The organism is Vibrio sp. 1CM7H (assembly GCF_023161645.1).
In the GTDB taxonomy this organism is placed as follows: domain Bacteria; phylum Pseudomonadota; class Gammaproteobacteria; order Enterobacterales; family Vibrionaceae; genus Vibrio; species Vibrio diabolicus.
In genome coordinates this window covers 326,281-345,886 of record NZ_JALNTV010000002.1, presented here as the reverse complement: position 1 = coordinate 345,886, position 19,606 = coordinate 326,281, and the positions used below count along the sequence as shown (strand labels likewise).

Here is a 19,606-nt window from a genome sequence, read left to right as displayed (position 1 = left end):
TTATTCCTCCATCGCCTGTTCTAGTTTTTGGTACTCGAACATTTCGGCGTACCATCCCTGATGCGCTAATAAAGCGCTATGTTGCCCACGTTCAGTAATGTGGCCGTGATTCAAGACAATAATCTCGTCTGCTGCTTCCAATGCGGTGAGGCGGTGTGCAATAACGATTAGGGCTTGATCACGGTAGTGTGTTTCCAAATTCTTAAGGATTTGATGTTCGGTCCGGCCATCAACAGCGGAAAGTGCATCGTCCAAAACCAACACTTGGGCATTCAACAGCATAGCGCGTGCTATCGCAATACGTTGTTTTTGCCCGCCGGAGAGTGTAATGCCTTTTTCACCGACTTCTGTTTGGTAGCCTTCAGGAAACTTCTCAATATCGTCATGTATACAGGCTAACTTTGCAGCTCTATAGACTTCTTCTTTCTCTGCATTAGGGTTACCTAAGGCAATATTATCGAAGATAGATTTGGAGAATAGAAACGGGCTTTGATTAACCACGGCAAAGCGGTTGCGCCACTGAGGAAGTAGGGCATCTTTAATCTCAACATCCCCGAATGTAATTGAACCGTTTGTTAGGTCGTGCTGACGCAAAAGCAGCGTTAGCAGGGTTGATTTTCCGCTTCCGACAGGGCCAGCTACTCCCAACATTTTACCGGGCTTGAGCTCGATTTTTATTTCGGCTAGAGCTGGTGGTAAATCACTGGACCAGTGGAAAGCATCGATATCAATTTTTAATGGCAGTGGTTTATCTTCTAATGGTTTATTTCCACTGACAATCTCTGGTGTTTCATCAAAGATCTCTTGTAGGCGATTCCATGCTGCGGAGCCTCGCTCTAAAATATTAAATAAGAAAGCGAAGGCCAGCATAGGCCATATCATCAACCCTAAATACATCGTAAAGGCTGTTAGATCACCAAGCGTGATCTCTCCCTTATCGACAAGGTAAGCACCAGCAGCGACACTGAGAAGGAAAGAGAGGCCGATGGTGAGTTGGATAGCTGGATCAAATCTCGCGTCGACTCTAGCGACGGCGATATTTTTCTGACCGGTATCATCGACTACATCTTCAAAGCGCTGTTGTTCTTGATTCTCTAACCCAAAAGCTCGCAACATTCGCACGCCGTTAAGTGACTCTTGCGTCATGTCTGACATGGTAGAAAAGGCTTCCTGAGCAATGCGGAAACGTTGATGCAGTATACGGACAATAAAAAAGATGATGATTGCAAGAAACGGCATTGGAAGAAGTGCCATAACGGTGAGCTTCCAGCTAACTTGCGTTACCATGATGATTAAAACTGCAATACCCGTGATCAAGGAATCGGCTGCCGTTAAAACCCCTTCGCCGGCTGTCATTACGATGTTACGTACATCATTAGTACCACGCGCCATCAGATCACCGGTCTTATAACGTTCGAAAAATCGGGGTGGTTGTGTCGATAAGTGCCTATAGAGACGATTACGTAGAATGGTTCCGAGTTCCCAGCTTGCGCCGAAAAGCCAAATTCGCCATAAGATACGGCATCCATAAATGGCAAAGATCAGTGCAGTGAGTCCCAAGAGCCACAGAATCAGCGTATTTGTATCTAACGTGTTATCTACGACCCCATCAACGATGATTCCGACCGCTTTAGGAGGAACAAGTTGTAGAGTTGATATCACAGCGAAAAGCAAAATCGATCCGACATAATGCTTCCACTTTTGTTGGAAATACCAACGTAACTGCCAGAATATTCTCATCACGCCTCCCGCTTTAAATTATTGAATTTGTTATAGAACTATTATTGAGCGAAATGATGAGTTTACAAGCACAAATTATTGGCGGTCGGAAAAACGATAGATTGTTTCGATTACGGGCGTGTGCGGTCGCGAATTACTTGTTTTCTCGCTGCAAGCTAACTATGAAACAACATTATGTGAAATAGTTGTTAATAATGGGTTTTGGGGCCAGTATTCTGCTAAAAGCGATGAAAGCACCAAAAGTGCAACTGTTACTTTCACTCACTAGGGGAACTAGCAGTCGTCAGTTTGTATTTTGTAGCTGACTTGGCCACCTGGAGTTTCTGGGTAGTAAACTTCGACATAACACATATGGTCTGGACCAACAGGTTTGTTTGCAAAGCCGATAAGGAAATAGGGTTCGTCCGGGCTGTCTACCCCGTACCAAGTATTGATAGTGAGTTGAGGGTCGAAACCTGCCAGCTCTTTTGCGGGAATGACATTCTTAATAAATCCAAAGTAACCAATTAGGTCGTTATTGCCGTCATTATCTAGATCAATGTTATATTGTTTGCCGCCATCTATCGTCTCTTGAGATTGAATAACGGCTTTAGTGTACACAAAGTTGTTTGCAGTCATGAGCGCTTCCCTCGCGCCATATAGTACTGCCACTCGGGCATCTTTTTGCAGACCAAGAAATTTAGGAAGGGCAATAACACTAACGACACCAAGGATAATGATGCACACAATGAGTTCAATGAGGGTAAATCCTTGAGAGCGATGCACTGCCTTTTCTCCATGAGTCATGAATAGTTTGGCGGCTATTTTGATATAAAAATGCGTAGGTCAAGTATTAAAAAAGGATGGGAAGGGGTGACCAAGCTTGCAGATCTTAAGTATAAAACAAGTTGCTTATTTTTTGCATGCTGTTGGGAGGCGGCTATCGAATAAGAGAAGAGAGTTAAATTCGGGAGGATAAAATACCTCCCGAAATGAGCAATTAAGACTCGTTTGCGACGGCTTGACCGCTGCGCTTAAATACAAATCGCCAAATAAATAAGACAACGGCAATATAGGCTAGACCTACACCTAACGCTTGCCAGTGCATGCCGTTATACATTGCGATTGGCATAAGCGAGATGATGAAAATGTCCGTAATTGAGCCTGGAACATAAGCGATAGCATAGTCGTCTAACACTTTACTGCGCATTTTGGGGTCGACAATGCGTAATAACGCGATACCCATAGCGACTGTACCTGTTAACCATCCCCAAGAGAAAATGCCTTTCTCAAACCAGTCATCTCCCATGATGCGAGGTGCAACCCAAAAGATAAGCCATAGCGTGAACGCGATACCACCAATTGCGAGCACTACCATTGGCATTAAATACTGCGCTAGAACCGTGATCTTAATCGCTGAAATACCAAAGATGATCAGGTAATCCGTACTAATACCCGCTGCGTGTTTGAATGCGCCGTCACATAGGTAATGAGATGCCTTGGTTTGCTTAGCGATGATTCGAACTAACATACCGCCCAGAAAGCCAGTAACGAAAGTCGGAATTTGTACCTTATCGTGGAAAGAAGATAAGTAGTTGGCTGCTACATAAGAGAAAGCCGTTACCACTACAACCAGCGCCGCGTGAATCGCGAAAGAATCGACTGACAATGATGACATCGTATCTTTCATCACAGGTTCTTGATCGTCAGGTTTCACTAAGCCTTTGCGTTCGTGTTCGTCCATGCTGTCGAATGTCGTAAAGCTACGAATCCAGCCCATTTTCAACGCAAACTGAAGCATTAACATGCCCACAGAGATTGAAATAAAGATCCCAACTGTGGCGAACGTTAAACCGAGCGTGAAGCCATCTTCCCAACCAAGTCCCGTGAAGATTTCACCGACTACAGATGCTGAACCATGTCCGCCCATGAATCCAGCGGACATGGTTACGCCAAACCCAGGATTAATCTCAGGCCAACAGAAGGTGGTAAGTACTAAACCAAACATTGCTGCAAACAGCCATTGCGACACGGATGCAATTTGGTTAAACGCCCACAATGAGCCTGCTCGTTGAGCAACCACTTTTGGTGACGGGACATCTGTTGCTAAACCCAACGCAGAAAAAAGTGCAGCAGTTAAGAGGCTTGCGTTTGCGGTAAAGGTATCTGTCCAAGGTAATACGTTAAGCAGAGCTGGGCCAAAAATAAGACCAAATAACCCAGCCAATACAGCAGATGGAATGTACATGCGTTGTAGTAAAGGCATATGTACACGAATTACTTTTGCTGCAATTAATAGTAAGCCAGCGATGGCTAAGTCAGTCAGCATTAGACCTTTTGGCATTTCTTGTCCTCCAGTAAATGCGTTCAAGGGGCTCATCCTTTTAACCAGCCTTGATGTAATAAATAACTTCCAGCACAAAACCACGAAAATAGTCACTCATGTGACATCGCGTCATGGTTGTTCTAGTCAGCACTCTATTGCGCTGTCGAATTTGTATTAACGGATCTGTTGATCCTTAAATCTATAAAGTGAGTGCAATTGTTGTGAGTGCTCACGAAGTGTTGAGAAATTTGAATAAATTCCTCGATCAAGTTTCTGATAGTTCACTCAGGAAGGGCGTGTATCCTAGTCAGTTTGTCAGCGCAATGCAATTGAGCGTCATCAATATTTAGTGCCTAAAAACTGGGCACTTGTAATTAAATATTTGATAAATAAAAATATTGAACAAGAAAAATAATTTGTCGATATGATAACTTTTTGTGATTTGAAGGGGGATTTTGCCACTTTAAGGAGGGATTTTTTGGAGGAATCGAGAAAGTAGTAATATCAGCAAGAGCTAAAGTAGAGTGATTCGTGCAAATATCATGCGTTATAGGGGGGGCCGGAATTTCGCCCCCAGAGCTACAAAGTGCTTGTTTAAATTCGGTTGTCACCAGTACTAAACGCGATAATTTGACTGATTTCGGTCAAGCTTCTTCCACTTTCTTGCTGCCACTGAATAAAGGCTTTATTAGCAGAGTCCAAGGACTTTTTCGTGTCTTTGCCGCCTTCAATGATCTTGCAGTTGCGTAAATAAGCTTCGACATCGTTAGACAGAATAAAAGTGTCCACGCCCATTTGGCGTAAAGTGTAAGGGCCTGTATTTCCCCCCAAACGACTACCATGCTTCTTCAAGTAGCCCCATAGATCCGTGATCTTTTCCCGAGGCCATTCAGCAATCATGTTACTGAACGAGCCATATTCGATTCTTGCTTCATGGATCATGCGAGCGTTGGCCGGAATCGACATGACTTTGGTGAGGTGGCGAATGATGCGTTTGTCGGTTGCTTTGGTTTCCCATTGCTCATCAGACAGCATCAATAGCGGCTCGATTTTAAAGCCGAAAAATACCTCTTCGAAGTTCGGCCACTTGTTGCGAACCACACTCCAAGAAATTCCACTTTGGAATACTTTCATCGAAAAAGCGGCGAGCCAACGGTCATCGGGAATCGCTGCTAATTCCTCTTTACTTAATGGGTGAGACAATAGCGCTTCAAGCTGATCTTCTCCGCCTTTTCGCTCAGCAGCACGTTGATAAATCGCGTCAAATTTTTCGATACTCATAAAAGAAGTTAGTCCTAGTTTATGTCGATATTTGCGAAACATACTACGCTTAAGTGGCTGAATCGTAAATTGATGGAGTGTCACAAATGAAGAAGGTCACATTAACGTTTGTCGGGGAAGGTTCGGAGCGTATCGCGGATAAATTTTATACTTGGCTGGCTGATGGCGGATTAGAAGACAGCTTAATTGAGACTCTATCGGACAGAGAAGTATCGGTGGTCGGTATTAGCGATATGGATAACGAAACGCGCGATGTAGTAATTACGACAGAAATGAATTAGCGCGTTGTACACGACCAAAACCAAAAGAATGCGATACAAAAAAGCCCTTCGTCGGAAGGGCTTTGTACGTCTAACTCGTCTTCTTGTATAGAGTGGGTTTAATGATGAACCAGCGTTAAACCGCTTGGTAGAGCATCACCGAAGACGCGTTTTGATTCGCTTTCTGAAAGCTCTTTCACTTCTTTAACTAGTGATACCCAAGATTCGGGCACTTTACTTTGTTTCAGCTTCGTTAGAACTTGCTCTCGGTAATCGTCAGAAATATCAAACAGGCGGTCACCCGTCTTACGACAAATCATTACGGCTGCGAACGCGATCATTGGCTCTTTCTGCCAGTTTTGTTCCAGTAATTTAGGTAGCCACTGTTCCGCTTGTTCACGAGGAATGACGTTGTGCTGGCTGCCATAAAGTGGCGTTCGCGATGCCAAGCGTCCCAATGCCCACCAGTGCGCTTGTTCAAACTGGTTTTGGTTGATGGCTTTGCTCAAGAACCACGTTGCCAATAGAACTTTGTCTTCGACTTCTAGGTGTTCAAGCGACGCCGCCAATCGAACCATGGATTCATAACCCATGTCTTGTGCCGCTTTAGCTGACTGTGGGTTTTTCATCGCGCCAGGGTGTAGGTATTTCGCGATGTCCGCCAAGATGGTCTCTTGCTGCTCTTGGCTTAAACCACCGGCAATACGACGCCAGAATACCCACCAGTCAGTCCAACCTTGATGGTTTTTAAACTGAATGTTTTGTTGGTAGAGGCCCCAAACTTGCTCAATGCGCCAAGAGTCTGTTGGATCGCCAAAGCCCGGACGCAGTGCAAAGCCCGCCAAACGAAGCCAGTTTTTCTCGTGTTGTTCAGAGCGACGGCGACGTTTACGACCTTGTGCAAAGGTATCAAACAGTTGACGTAGGGTAGTGAAATCCCACTCGTCACGTTTACCGAGCTTCTTCTCAAGATCTTTGGCTAAGGTTTTGATCTCTTTGCCTTCTGCGCTTTTTTTGTTACCGCTGTATAGGCGAGCGATTAGCTCCTTACATTCGTCCAGTTTAGGGTGAAGCTTAACTTGCTCGCTGTCATCGGTTTGCTTGTTACGGACTTCAAATTCGAGTTCCCAACGTTTGTTGTCGTCCTCGGCGCTGACACACTCCATCTTAAGAGTGCCAACTTCTGTTAGTTGACAAGCCAATTGCACTTCGACACGTTCTTTCTGGTTAGCTTGCAGTTCGGCACCTTCACCTTCAAGGGTGGTGATATAAGGCGGCAGCGGAGCAAACAAGTCTGGGTCAACATCAACCATCACGCCATTTTGAATGGCGGTGTTATTGGTTAAGGTATCGTGGGTAGAAGTCAGCAGGTTAAAGCGGACTGGCTCTCCAAGAGTGAGCGAGAAACGACGACCGCTTAAACGGATCTCATGGCCTTCTTCTGTTCCTTTTGCAAGCAAACAGAGCGCTTTGCCCATTTTGTTCTTTTCTTGAAGATGCAAGAAGTAAGAACGCGCTGCACCGCCACCAATTTTAAGCTGCGCACCACGACGTGCTTTACCAAACGCAACAGCACCCAGTGCAACAGACCAATCTGGATGTGGGTTATCTAATACCGTAACTGGTGCGCCGCGCCAGTCAGAAAGTAGGGCGGTGACACGTTCAGTCACCAGATCACTGTTAAACACGCCTCCGTTCAACAACACGCCAACTGGAATCGCGTTTTGTTTATCGTCTTCAATGCCAAGAGCGGCACGAGCGACTTGCTGGTGCTGAGTTAAGAACTCGGCAACGTGCTTGCTCACCGCTGGGTCAGCAACGTATGGAAGGCCAAACTCGACAACCGCGCTGCGGCGTTTGTCTGGTACTTCACTGAAATCTGAAAGCGGGAAGAAGCCATCTAATGCGATTTGGTGCACTTCTTGTTTGCTTAGAGCAATACTCTTTGTGCCCCCAAGTAGCTTAGAGCCGCTACCTAACATGGTGATCTTCACTTCGTCAGGTGCGCTCGCTGAAAGCAGGTTCTCTTTCGCTTTACGTGTTTGCTGAATTAGCTTTGTTAGGCTTGCTGCAGTGAGCTTCTTACTTTTATTGAAGCGGCTTTCTGCAAGGTGTGCTAATGCTAAGTCGAGGTTATCACCACCCAGCATCAAGTGTTCGCCAACGCCAATACGATCAAGGGCTAGCTCATCTTGAGAAGAGAAACTGGCTTCAATCAAGCTTAAGTCGGTGGTACCACCACCCACATCGCACACCAGAATCAGCGGTAACTCTTTGAGCTCATCAGCTGCGGTTTTCTGATGGCGTGCGTACCAGTCGTAACATACGGCTTGTGGCTCTTCGAGCAGGACGATTTTCTTTAAACCTGCCAACTCTGCGGCTTCAAGCGTGAGCTTACGAGCGGTTTCATCGAACGATGCTGGAACGGTCACAACCACATCTTGGTCTTCTAGCTTGTTACTAGGATGTCGGTAGTTCCATGCTTGACGAATGTGGTTAAGGTAGCTTGCGCTGGCAATGACGGGCGAGACTTTATCTACGTCTTGCGCGCCAGCCCAAGGGAGAATGTCTGAGCTACGATCTACCGCTTGGTGCGATAGCCAGCTTTTTGCACTGGATACCTGACGTCCTTCCACCTTCGCGCCTAATTCGCGAGCCCATTCACCAACGATGACATTGTTAATGTCGCCAGCAACAGGTTCGTTGTCCCAAGGAAGAGTGAGGTCAGAAGAGGAGATTTGACCTACAGCTGGATGATAGCGGAAAGAGGGCAGAAGTGGTTTACGAACGACTTCGCCCGGACCAATCAGTTGGTCGATGTCAAATAGGGATACTTCGGATTGTTCAAGGTTGTCGGTGATTTCACAGTAGGCCACCACAGTGTTTGTGGTGCCGAGGTCAATACCAACAAGGAAACGAGGAGATGCCATACAAAACCAAACCTTCGTGTATTTAAAAACGGCACCCGATTGGATGCCGTTTGACTTCTAATTATTGTTCTTCGTTTGAGTCACTTTTCGCGTCTTCGCGCACATCGAACTCAACATGCCATTTTTGCCCGTTATCAGCGGCAATGGCTTCTAAGTAAAGCGTACCAAGCTCTGTTACGCGAGAAGCTAGGGTAACTGGAACCACTTCACCTTCACGACGACCTTCAGATACAGGCAGCGTTACTTGGATTTCTGGTAGCTCTTCAAGCTCTTCTGGTGCCCAGTAGTCAAGGTGAGTACCTGCTAGGTCGTCACGACGAACGGTTGAGCCGAAGAATTGGAAGTTAACTGGCTGGCCGATGATCAAACCAAACTCTTGGCTTGGTACGTCAACGCTTGAGCCTTCTTCCATACCAAATGGTGCTACACACAGTGCTTCCATTGGAGGCGCCATGCCCGGAATCGCAGGCATCGCACTTTCGATACCCACGTAGTACGCCGAAGCAATACCGCCGCGGATACGAACGCCTTGACCACGACGCACAGAGCCGTAGTAAGCCGCACCGCTAGCAACTGCAAGGTCTAGATCCACACCTGTTAGGCGTTTCGCCATTTCTGCGTCTGCTTCAATTAGCCATTCGTTGATCGTGTCTTCTAGACGAGTGGCTAGAAGTTTTGATTTCAGCACACCACCGTTGAATAGGATTGCCGTTGGTTTGATGAAGTCAGCCGATTGCGCTGCATCCGCGCCTGGCATACCTGGCATGTTTGCAAATGGGTTGAAATCTTGAGCTTGCGCTGATTCACCACCGCTTTGCGCTTGTGCTTGCTTAGACAAGAACGCTGCAATGTGACGAGTAATACCCGCATCTTGTGCGTAAGGCAGACCCATTTGTGTTAGTGCGCCACGGTTACGTTGAACAGGGTGGTCCGTAATCGCAACTTGAGGGAAGAAGCCGTCAACCAATGTTTGTTGTACTTCTTCTTGAGTCAGTTCTGTCTTCAACGTTGCGCCAAGCAGTTTAGAACCGCGGCTTGGTACCACGATTGGTACTGACTGAAGTTCGCTGTCGTTCAATAGCGCTTCTTTCGCGTCACGACATGCGTGCGTCATCGCCTGAACTTGCCATGGCTGTAGCTCTTTGCCTTCTTGCGCTAGCTTCATCTTCAAGCGGTACGCAAGTGCAAGGTCCATGTTGTCACCGCCAAGTAGGATGTGTTCACCTACCGCGATGCGGTTCAAAGTTAGGTTGCCGTCGTCTTCAGTTACTTCAACCAAAGAAAGGTCAGTTGTACCACCACCGATATCGACCACAAGCACGATGTCGCCAACTTCAACTTCGTCGCGCCATTTGTCGTTGCTGTTATCAATCCAGTTGTAAAGTGCAGCTTGTGGCTCTTCTAGAAGCGTTAGGTGCACAAAACCAACGTTGCGTGCTGCTTCTGCAGTTAGATCACGAGCAGCAGGATCGAAAGAAGCCGGAACCGTAATGGTAACGTCTTGATCGGCAAGTTTGTGATTTGGGTTCGCGTGATTCCAAGCATCTTTTAAGTGCTCAAGGTATAGCTCGGTTGCGCGAAGAGGGGATACTTTTTCCACTTCTTCTGGGCTACCCGCTGGTAGGAATGCGTCACGACGGTTTACACCACCGTGGCAAAGCCAAGATTTTGCACTTGCAACAAGACGAATTGGTGTTTTTGAACCTAGGTTACGTGCAATTGCACCAACTAGAGCTTTTGGCTCGCTCGACCACGGAAGAACACGTGATTGCGGGTTCATTTCGTGTTCGTGTGGTTGGTATAGGAAAGAGCCTAATTGGCTACGAGTCTCTACCGTACCCGGCGCAGTCAGCTGCGGGATAGGCATAACTTCAACGCGAGCATCTTCGTCATGTGTATCAACAAAAGACATGACACAGTGTGTTGTACCTAAGTCGATACCGACACTGAATTTAGGCGTCTGTTGTGTTTCAACAGACACTTCTTGAGAATGGTTTTCTTGGTTCATGTGTTCCATTACAGCTCAACCTCGGCTGGAGCAATCACAGATGCATCGTAGTTTTCTGCCAGCTTAGGAAGGTTCATCGATGTTGCCTTCCAGCCTTTGTGCACTAACGTGCCTTGGAATGGCGCGCTGCCTGTCACGTTGCCAGTAAGGCGGATTTCTTGTGGGTTGAAGCCTTCTTCAACCGTAATACGAGTTTCTTCGTCTTCGTTGCGAACGTGCGCAAGTGTTACGTAATCGTTCAATACTTTCTGGCCACCAGTATGAATTACGCGAGCTGCTGCGCCTACTTCTTCATCAGAGAATGACGTTAGGTCTTCTTGTAGGAAGTCGATCAGACGAGCTTCTTGCTGCATGATAGAAAGCAGCTGCATTGCAGAGTCTGTTGATGCTGTTGCAAGTTTCGATTCAACTTCAACCACTTTTTCAACGACTTTCTCAACTTCAACGACTTTTTCTACTTCGACGATCTTCTCAACTGGCTTCTCAACTTCGACGATTTTCTCGACCGGTTTTTCTACGACTTTCTCAACCACTTTTGATTTGCGAGAGACCGCGACTAAAAGAAGCAAAACGCTCGATGCGGTTAGGCCAGCGTGAAGCATATCGAACGTTTGAGGAATTAGGTTCAAATCAATGTTCATGACGTTTTTTCTCTTTCTATTGATTATTGGTGCTCAGTATTGGCTCATATGTGTTCACTAAAACGATCGTCTTTGCGATCTTGCACCAAGTTTAGACATTAAAATGATGACGGATGGTAGCATATTCAAGGCTTAAGGCTGTAATAATTCGTGACTATACCGTACGAACAGCGTGAAAAATCGACGATCGGACTGCCCAGCATAGGTTGTTGCTTGATGTTTGTGCGTTGCTAACGCAGTATTTCAATAGATCCCGAAGTTTAACTTACGGAAGTATCAAAATTAAGATATGACACAAAGCACCGCTCACAAGAGCGTTATCAAACGACATTCAGACTCTATTCTAGCTTTTGCAGCGACGTTGTGTGTCACTGCTGGTGTGGTCGGTGCTGCTTATACGATGCAGCAACGGTATACGCAGACGACGTTTGATACATTAGCTGACCGACAAGCAGAATCACTGAAAGCGAACGTCGAAAATGATTTAAAGTTTATTGGTGCAGGTGCAAACTTTTTTCATTCGATTGAACGTACCTATTGGTCTTCGTTCCCAATGTATGCGGAACAAGTAATCAATAGCTCGCGAAGTCTAATCGGACTTCAATGGATGCAAAAGGTCGAATTCGAAGACCTTGATGAGCATATTTTAAAGACCCGTCAAACATTTCCTAATTTCCAACCGTTTACCGTTCCTAAAGATGGCCCCAAAACCTACGGGTACATTTTTGAACACAAAGAGCCAATTTTTATCGCATCGGATATTTATCCAAGAACACCAGAAAACCTTTCTCTATTAGGTTTCTATTTTTCACGTAAACGCTTCGATCTCATCTTGGATGATATATCCACAAATGGGCGAGCAAATGTCTCGGATAAAGTTCGCTTACTGCAAGATGGGTATGACAAGTCCATTCCTAAAACTGGGCTGCTAGTGTTCCATCCAGTGTTTGACTTCGAGAACAAACATTTATTAGGTGTAGTGACAGGGGTGATTCGAAGTACGGTTTACTTTGAGGATTTGATCACGAAAACCGCGACTGAGCTAGATATGTCGGTGCGCGTAGAAGATTTAGGCTTTGACGCAGCAGATGACCCCGTTCTCTTCCAAAGTTCAAACTGGGACAACATTCGAGGAACGGTTATAAGCCGTACCATTCAACTGCCTAATCGTGAGTGGCGGATTGATTTTAAACTTTCTGATGCCGTCTCTGCTTGGGAGCGTTCTATTTTAGCGGGCACGACATTAGCCGGGTTGGTAATCGCCTTTTTGATTAGTTGGATTGTGAATTTGCAGTCACGAGAAAAAGAGCGCTTGGCGGTCATGTTAGAGCTTAAAACCGTCGAATTAAAAAGGATGGCTGAGCGTGACCCTCTAACTCAGTTACTTAATCGCCGAGCGTTTAACGATCATTTGCTTAGCCAGATAAACAAAGGTGTTAGCTTCGCATTGGTTGGTTTTGATATCGACCACTTCAAAGTTATAAATGACAAGCATGGTCATTTAGGGGGAGATGAAGCATTGCAGCATGTGACTAAGCTAGTCAGTGCGAATCTAAAACCTGGAGACCGATTTTATCGTGCTGGTGGTGATGAGTTCTGTATTATTTCTAAAGTCATTGATAAAGAAGCACTGGAAGCTTATCTGGAAAAGTTGCGGAGCATCGTGGCAAGTACGGCTTTTGACTATGGCGATACTTCAATCATTTGCACGTTAAGTATCGGCGCGGCTGTCCATAAAGATGAAGATCCTGAAAGCTTGTATCACAAAATGGATAATCAACTTTATTTGAGTAAAAAAAACGGTCGTAATAATGTGTCGATTGGCGATTAAATGGGCGTGCAAATTCGAGTTTTACACCGTGTTACGGTAGAATCCCACGCTTTAAAATTTTATGTTAGGAATCAAGACAAACTATGAACCATAACCGTATTGTATGCTTCGATTTAGAAATGTGTTGCTGGAACGAAAATGGCGTCGGCAGCACGGGTGAAATTATCGAAGTTGGGTTGGCTGAAATAGATTTGTCTAGAGGCGAGATAGTCAAGCGAGCTCAATACTACGTAAAACCTGAACATGATGAAGTTTCGCTGTTTTGTGCCGAGCTAACAGGTATTACGCCGCGTAAAATTGAAAAACAAGGGCGCCCATTAGAAGAAGTGCTTAAATCCATGGTTAAGAACTTCGGTGGTCGTAACAAGATTTATGCATCATGGGGCCGAGATGACCTCATCCTGCTTGAAGAGTGTAAGCAAAAAGGTATTGAAGCGCCATTTACGGAGTTCATCAACTTAGCGACGCTTTATCGCATTCAAAATCGTCTTAAGGATAAGCGTATTGGTCACCGAGCAGCTCAAGAAGCAAAAGGCATTGATTGGGAAGGGCGCCAACATTCTGGTTATGTGGATGCGTACAATTTAGCGAAGCTTGCTCTGACTATGCTTTAATGGTCCGATATAGATAGACAAACTTGTAATCAAATCGTCATTCAACCATTGTTGTTTTGTCATGGAATCTGTTTAGTGTAGAGCTCGTTAAACACATTCATATCTTGACCAGTATTTTAATAACAATGTCGTTGGCTTATCGAAAAAACGCGCGTAATGCGCGTTTTTTTATGGCTATAAAACTCATCTTCGACATCATTTCACGGTAGACTTGAAATAGCTTGCGCGACTTACATGTTTACCTTGTTGCCTTACTGAGATTGCAACTTTGCTCGAATGAACTCACTGTGATCAACGTAGAGTAGTTCTGCTGTTTTGCGGATCACTGCATCTTCTAGTGGATCAATTTCGCCATCGGCATAAGCCACTTCCCACATGCTTTTGATTAAGTTGTAGCGCGTTTCTTGAGTCAGTTCTCTCAGTTGAGAAGTAAAATCGTACAGAGACGCGGAGTCTTTTATTTTCTGTTGCGCTTGATCTAACAAAGCATTTGATTCTTCTTCATTTAATGACAGAAGCTTCATCAATAATGAACGCTTTGTTTCTTGCTCTTTATCATCGACGTTATGGTCTGCGCCAGATACTTCACACAGCAAGCACGCGATAGCCATATTCGGAGAGAGTGTGTTGGTTTGGCTTAAATCAGAGCCTTCAATGAGCTGTTTAAATAATGAGGTAAGAGAGTTAAACATATTGAACACCGAGCTATTGTTTATTTGGTTAACATGGTCATAAATACGGTAGATCTCAAGGTGTAGTATCAAAATTAGCACGCCGTTGACAGTCAAGAGCTTTGCTCATCTACCCAAATCCCTCGCACTTTTAAGTTCAGTCAGAATGACTTGGCGTCAAGAAAGGGCAAGTCATTTTGGGAGCGAGATTTAGCCTTCGGCACGAGTTGGTGGAAAATGTACCTCTTCACCATCGCTCGTTAGAATGCTAATTTGGCTCGGCTTTCCTTCGTCATCAAGACGTAGCTCACCAATGGCACTGTGGTTAACTAAGCGATAAAAATTGTGCGAACTTGGTGCGCGTTTGTAGATCTTTAGCCGCTTACGTTTTGTGAACCAGTTTAAAGGCGAACGAGGGCTATATAGCAGTCTATCTAGACCATCACAAATATTGAGCAATTGGGTTGGGAACTGATTTTTAATCCCGCTACAGGTGATTTGATAGATATTCGGACTATTTTTTCGGTAGCGAAGTTTAATGTCGTATGCAAAAGAGTAGTGCACGTCGCCAGAGAGAATAACGAAATTGGTCGGCGTCTTAGTATGTGTAAAAATACTAATAAGCGTATTCGCACTCCCGGGGTGCGCCATCCAGTTTTCAGCGTCGACCATCAACGGTTTACCAAGCATTGTCACTACTCGCTGCAGTGCTTCGATAAACTTCACTCCGAACATTGGCGCGGCAGAAACAATGATAACTTTGTCTTGATGAACAAGTTCTTGGTGGAACTCAATCATTGCTTCCCAGTCCATTAACCCAGAGGGCTTGTTCATTTTAGACTCAGAACGCCAGCGTCTGGTTCGCGTATCTAGCACGACAACTTTTGGCGTCGTCGGAATGGTGTAATGCCAATTCTCAAAGCGATACAAATATTGAATAAATGCATCTTGAGTTTGTGAGGAACCCTCGTTGAAAAAGCGTTGAGCGATACTCATAAACTCATCATTGAATTTTTCTGGCGCGTTTCCCCACCCTTGGCAGAGCCAGTAGGCAATCAGGCTGTTCCCGATAATACGTTTCGCAAAGGCGTTGCTGTACGCGGCTTGTTCCCAGCCTATGGTAAGGTTCCAATCGTCGGTGACATCGTGGTCATCAAAGATCATGTAGGTTGGAATGTGAGCAAGTAAGCGTTGAACCTTATCCAGACCTGAGACGAATTTATCTATTTGAGCTTTTTCTTCGCGCCATTGCTGTTGCCATTTGGGTTCGAGAGTTGCTCCGCCGACAGTAAACTCATTTTCTAATAAGCGATCTGTCCGAATAAGCTTCCATAAGGTCGGAGACCAAACCAATAAGTACATTGCAAAGCATTCGGCAAAGCTTATTAGATGGTTTTCACACTCTTTGGCGCTGAATATTGGCGTCCCTCTGTGCGGGAAAAACGTACTCAGTAAACTGCCATCATTCACATAATGAGGCAACAATTTGTCCCGACCATAATAACAAGCTGAGTGCTGGTAGAGGGCATTGGTATTTTTTATCGGCGCTTGCTCGAATTCTTCGCCCGGTAAACCGAGTAGGGCAATGACTTGTTCGATGGCGTCCAGAGTAGGGCCTGCAACATGGTCTGCGTAGATTTGGTCACCACTCATGATGAGCATATCTGGTCTTTCTTCGATGGTTTGAGATGCGATTTTATGATCCGCAGCGACCAATGTATCTTTACTGAAGTGGTGGGGATTCCGGCACGAGCCATGCAGAACATAATCTGCTTTTTCGCTGATTAGGAACTCAACGCCCAAATTTGGACAGTTATCTCGTTCATAAGTCAGATGAGGAAGCATTTCCGTTACTGAGCCGTGTTGCGTTTGTATTTGATAGCGTAACGTTTGATGGGTCGGAAACTCGCCCTTTAATTGCAACAAACAGCACCATGCATTGAGACCGATTTGAAGCTGTTCTTTTTGCTCACTTAAGGGGGCTTGATGAATGACGGAGGCGTTTTCATCCGTAATTTGCACCATACCCTCCAAGCGTTGGGTGGTGACTAGCCAAATATTGATTTCAGTTGCGGTCACTTTGCGCAAAATCGGACCTGCAACGATAAGAGGAAGTGAAGATGTTTCAGTCGTGTTCATCAATGCTGGCAAAACGGCTCCTTATGTGTCAGCTTCTTCTTCTAATATTTCGATAACTTGTGAACTGCTAAGTTCATGTCCCATAAGGAATAAACCTAGCATGGCATCGGCTTTTGACGCGTTATCACTGTCTTCATCCAAAATCTGCTGAAGTCGCGTTCTGATTAGATCTATTTCGTGCTCGACGAAGCCGCGTCCCTCTTCGTCTCCCTGACCATCTTCTGGAGCATTATCAAAGTGCAAAAATAACATGTCACCATCAAGTTGAGTCCCTATCAACCTTTCAGGCAGCCATGCTTCTCCCATCACAATGTCTGGGTCCGTGTCTGCGGGTAAATGATTCAAGGTAGAGATAAGTTCTGATGCTTTCACTTTTTACTTCATTATGTTTGATTTAGAACTAAGCTAGAGTTTTAAGAGCTTGTTACGATAGTAAAAATATTCACAAATAAGCTCATCTAGTCGTGCAATATTAATATAATCTTGGGACTCAAACTGTCACGAGGATGACAACATTTGTCATTGTAACGGCTATCATCAGAAGAACATAAGCTTTAAATGGCAAATCATTGATGTTTGCCTGCTTCTCAACCAACATTTTTCGAACTCATGAAGAGATTAATTCTAACAACACTCACTTTGCCTTTAGCTGCGATGACTTCTTCTGCGTATGGTGTAGAAGAGCAAACGTGGGGAATTGCAGCGATGTATCGCACCGCATCGATCCCGTTTTATACCGCCGATAATGACTCGACGGTGAGTACATTTGTACCAATGATGTTCTTTGAAAACGAGCATTTGTATATCAATGGCATTGAAGGCGGCGTTTTTCTGTATGACGAGAGTGATTCTGACTGGCGCGCGAGTGCGATCATGCGATTGAGATTTGTTGATATTCCCATGTCGCTACAAAATGCCAATGAAGGGGACAGAGTCGACTTTGGTGGTCAAGTTCGTTATAGCATTAACGACAACTGGCGCGCGGAAGTAGAACTAATGACGGACGATGAACTCCAGTTTCACTCTAATTATCGCCTTGCCGCTAATTATGCGTTTGGTGATTGGGAGTTAGAGCCATCTATCACGATTCGATACAAAGACGCTGACTTCAACAGTGAATATTATGCGTTTAAAGATGTTACTGGGGAAAGAATTGGAGCAGGACTTGACGCCAACCTCGGCATCAAAGCGCGTTATCATGTGACTTCCAACTTGTATTTATTGGGGGAGACGAGTGTCACTCGCTTAGATGATAATGCCTACAACAGCCAGCTTGTAGAGGACCGATATCAAGGTGAAGTGTTTGTCGGTTTTGGCTTTTTCAACGATAAAGGCAAAGCTCCGAAATCAACACTGAGCAATAAACCATACCTACGTATCGCGCATGGTTGGGCGACGCCTTCAAATATTGGTGAAATATTTAGCTTTGAGAGAGAAAAAGACCCATACGACAATCAACTTACTTCATTATTTTATGGGCACCCGCTAACGGACGAGTTGTTTGGTTTTCCTCTTGATATTTATTTAACGCCAGGTTTGGTTCATCACTGGTCGTCCAGTGTACAGTCCGCGAGCACAGAATACGTGATGGCGATTAAGGCTTATTATACCGTTAATTGGCCAACGACTTGGCGATTTGGTGTTGCGGAAGGTATGTCATACGTCGACAACATTACCTACATCGAAGGAACCGAAATGGAAGACAAGGGTTATACACCAAGTAAGCTACTGAACTACTTAGACTTCTCGTTTGATGTAAATATAGGTGACTTATTCAACCAAAAAAACTGGGAAAATATGTGGGTGGGTTATTCATTGCATCACCGCTCAGCAATTTTCGAAAGTGCGTCCCAGTTTGGGCGCATTAAAGGCGGAAGCAACTACAATACAATTTACTTCCAGTTCGAGTTTTAGAGCATCGTAAGATGCATATAGGTCGGATTTGCAACTGACTTCTTTATCGCCCATTATGAGTAATGATGAATAATACAATGCTGCTTTCAACGCGAACCTTCGTGTATCGTGCCAAAGTTAAGGCTGTTTGTGATGCATCTGATGAATCGGATGGCATGAGCACCATGAGTATCGACTCCTCATTCAATATTCAAATTGAGGCCATAAACTGTACCAACGATGAATTTGCCAAGCGCTTTTTTTTCGTCCACGGGGAAGGACATTTAGAGAGTGATGAATGGTTAGTGTTGTACGTCAATTCTCTTGAGGTTGACGTTGGAGACGATCTCGAAATTCCGAGTGATGTCGCGTTTGATGCGATGATTGAGAATATGATAAACGAAGCTGAGCAGTCTTTGGAAAAGCTCTATCACGAAGCGCTACACAACTTAGAGAAAGTGAATCGCTCTGGGAGAAATAAGATAACTTCTAAACACGATTAGGGTATTTTGATCGACAAGGGATTGGCGCGAACCAATCCCTTGTTATTTACATTCTACTATCTAGCTTAGGCCAATTTACGCTATCGCTGCAAGTTGGCTCTGCGCTTCAGAAATGCCTTTCGCAGCGAAATCTTCACCCATGTTTAGCGCTTCCGCATAAACAAATTCCACATCAGTGATACCAACGAAACCTAGCACGGTACGCAGGTATGGTGTGACGTTGTCTGTTGGTGAATCTTTATGGATACCACCGCGAGTCGTGATGACAATCGCTTTCTTACCTTCGATCAGGCCTTGAACGCCGTTTTCTGTGTATTTGAATGTCACGCCAGCGCGAGCAATCAAATCAATCCAGTTTTTAAGCTGAGTCGGAATCGTAAAGTTATACATTGGTGCGGCAATAACCAAAGTGTCTGCGGCTTTTACTTCTTCAATAAGGGTATCCGACAGTTCGACAACCTCTTGTTGTTCTTGTGAAAGATCTTCCGTTGCGCGAAGTGCAGTGGCAACGGCGAAGTCCAAAACTGGTAATGGGTTTGCAGCCAAATCACGAACAGTTAGCTTGTCTTGGTCTACATTTTTGATGAAGTCTTCAACCAGTTTGTTTGATTGAGAGTAATCGCCAAGGATGCTTGATTTTAGAGCTAGTACACGAGACATAATGGTTATTCCTTAAATAAGTGCTTTTGACTATGGGAGCCATTATAAGCGAGGCACGTTGGTTAAAAAGTATAGGGATTCGCTGAACATGTTCGAAAAATTTGAATGTGGTTTCGGTTATCTTGTTGCA

Annotated in this window: 16 protein-coding genes; 5 read left to right on the top strand and 11 right to left on the bottom strand. The window is 45.0% G+C overall.

Going from position 1 to position 19,606, the window contains the following annotated elements:
- The 4 genes from MSG33_RS09880 to MSG33_RS09865 form a co-directional block, all read right to left on the bottom strand.
- Positions 1–1,740, bottom strand: a complete 1,740-nt coding sequence (locus tag MSG33_RS09880) for an ABC transporter transmembrane domain-containing protein (RefSeq protein ID WP_053807375.1) — start codon at positions 1,738–1,740, stop codon at positions 1–3.
- 273 nt (positions 1,741–2,013) lie between these two features.
- Complete coding sequence (locus MSG33_RS09875; protein ID WP_104974136.1) at positions 2,014–2,505, bottom strand: type II secretion system protein; 492 nt, start codon at positions 2,503–2,505, stop codon at positions 2,014–2,016.
- 214 nt (positions 2,506–2,719) lie between these two features.
- Positions 2,720–4,063, bottom strand: coding sequence for a sodium:glutamate symporter (locus MSG33_RS09870; RefSeq protein WP_248381200.1), 1,344 nt, complete (start codon positions 4,061–4,063; stop codon positions 2,720–2,722).
- Between the two features lie 576 nt (positions 4,064–4,639).
- Entirely contained in the window at positions 4,640–5,326 is a 687-nt protein-coding gene (locus MSG33_RS09865) for a DNA-3-methyladenine glycosylase I (protein WP_012841859.1), read from the bottom strand.
- Between the two features lie 86 nt (positions 5,327–5,412).
- On the opposite strand from MSG33_RS09865, the gene MSG33_RS09860 reads away from it, so the two are divergent.
- A complete protein-coding gene (locus MSG33_RS09860; RefSeq protein ID WP_005394200.1) occupies positions 5,413–5,607 on the top strand; it encodes a hypothetical protein in 195 nt (64 codons plus the stop codon).
- Between the two features lie 98 nt (positions 5,608–5,705).
- On the opposite strand, the gene MSG33_RS09855 is transcribed toward MSG33_RS09860, so the two are convergent.
- From MSG33_RS09855 to MSG33_RS09845, 3 genes are all read right to left on the bottom strand, one after another.
- A complete protein-coding gene (locus tag MSG33_RS09855; protein WP_248380860.1) occupies positions 5,706–8,516 on the bottom strand; it encodes an Hsp70 family protein in 2,811 nt (936 codons plus the stop codon).
- A 61-nt stretch (positions 8,517–8,577) separates the two neighbouring features.
- Positions 8,578–10,533 carry an Hsp70 family protein gene (locus MSG33_RS09850; RefSeq protein ID WP_248380859.1) on the bottom strand — a complete coding sequence of 652 codons (1,956 nt, stop codon included), beginning with the start codon at positions 10,531–10,533 and terminating at the stop codon, positions 8,578–8,580.
- Positions 10,533–11,165, bottom strand: coding sequence for a DUF2760 domain-containing protein (locus MSG33_RS09845; protein ID WP_005394205.1), 633 nt, complete (start codon positions 11,163–11,165; stop codon positions 10,533–10,535). The genes MSG33_RS09850 and MSG33_RS09845 overlap by 1 nt, the downstream gene beginning before the upstream one ends.
- A 289-nt stretch (positions 11,166–11,454) precedes the next feature.
- Between MSG33_RS09845 and MSG33_RS09840 the strand changes: the two genes are divergently transcribed.
- Together MSG33_RS09840 and MSG33_RS09835 are read left to right on the top strand one after the other, a co-directional pair.
- The gene (locus tag MSG33_RS09840; RefSeq protein ID WP_248380857.1) at positions 11,455–12,996 is read left to right on the top strand and encodes a sensor domain-containing diguanylate cyclase; all 1,542 of its coding nucleotides are present in this window, start codon (positions 11,455–11,457) and stop codon (positions 12,994–12,996) included.
- 83 nt (positions 12,997–13,079) lie between these two features.
- Positions 13,080–13,610, top strand: a complete 531-nt coding sequence (locus tag MSG33_RS09835) for a 3'-5' exonuclease (RefSeq protein WP_005394213.1) — start codon at positions 13,080–13,082, stop codon at positions 13,608–13,610.
- A 251-nt stretch (positions 13,611–13,861) separates the two neighbouring features.
- Here MSG33_RS09835 and MSG33_RS09830 read toward each other — a convergent pair whose 3' ends face one another.
- From MSG33_RS09830 to MSG33_RS09820, 3 genes are all read right to left on the bottom strand, one after another.
- Positions 13,862–14,302, bottom strand: a complete 441-nt coding sequence (locus tag MSG33_RS09830; RefSeq protein WP_046875238.1) for a TerB family tellurite resistance protein — start codon at positions 14,300–14,302, stop codon at positions 13,862–13,864.
- 189 nt (positions 14,303–14,491) lie between these two features.
- Positions 14,492–16,432, bottom strand: coding sequence for an alkaline phosphatase D family protein (locus MSG33_RS09825; RefSeq protein ID WP_248380856.1), 1,941 nt, complete (start codon positions 16,430–16,432; stop codon positions 14,492–14,494).
- Positions 16,433–16,441: 9 nt separating this feature from the next.
- A complete protein-coding gene (locus tag MSG33_RS09820) occupies positions 16,442–16,792 on the bottom strand; it encodes a hypothetical protein (protein WP_005377676.1) in 351 nt (116 codons plus the stop codon).
- A 237-nt stretch (positions 16,793–17,029) separates the two neighbouring features.
- On the opposite strand from MSG33_RS09820, the gene MSG33_RS09815 reads away from it, so the two are divergent.
- Both MSG33_RS09815 and MSG33_RS09810 read left to right on the top strand, forming a co-directional pair.
- On the top strand, positions 17,030–18,334 hold the full coding sequence (locus MSG33_RS09815) for a MipA/OmpV family protein (RefSeq protein WP_248380855.1): 1,305 nt from the start codon (positions 17,030–17,032) through the stop codon (positions 18,332–18,334).
- A gap of 65 nt (positions 18,335–18,399) precedes the next feature.
- The gene (locus tag MSG33_RS09810; protein ID WP_248380854.1) at positions 18,400–18,816 is read left to right on the top strand and encodes a hypothetical protein; all 417 of its coding nucleotides are present in this window, start codon (positions 18,400–18,402) and stop codon (positions 18,814–18,816) included.
- Positions 18,817–18,891: 75 nt separating this feature from the next.
- Here MSG33_RS09810 and MSG33_RS09805 read toward each other — a convergent pair whose 3' ends face one another.
- Positions 18,892–19,476: an FMN-dependent NADH-azoreductase gene (locus MSG33_RS09805; protein ID WP_167426600.1), complete on the bottom strand. Its 585-nt coding sequence runs from the start codon at positions 19,474–19,476 to the stop codon at positions 18,892–18,894.
- Positions 19,477–19,606 lie beyond the last annotated feature (130 nt).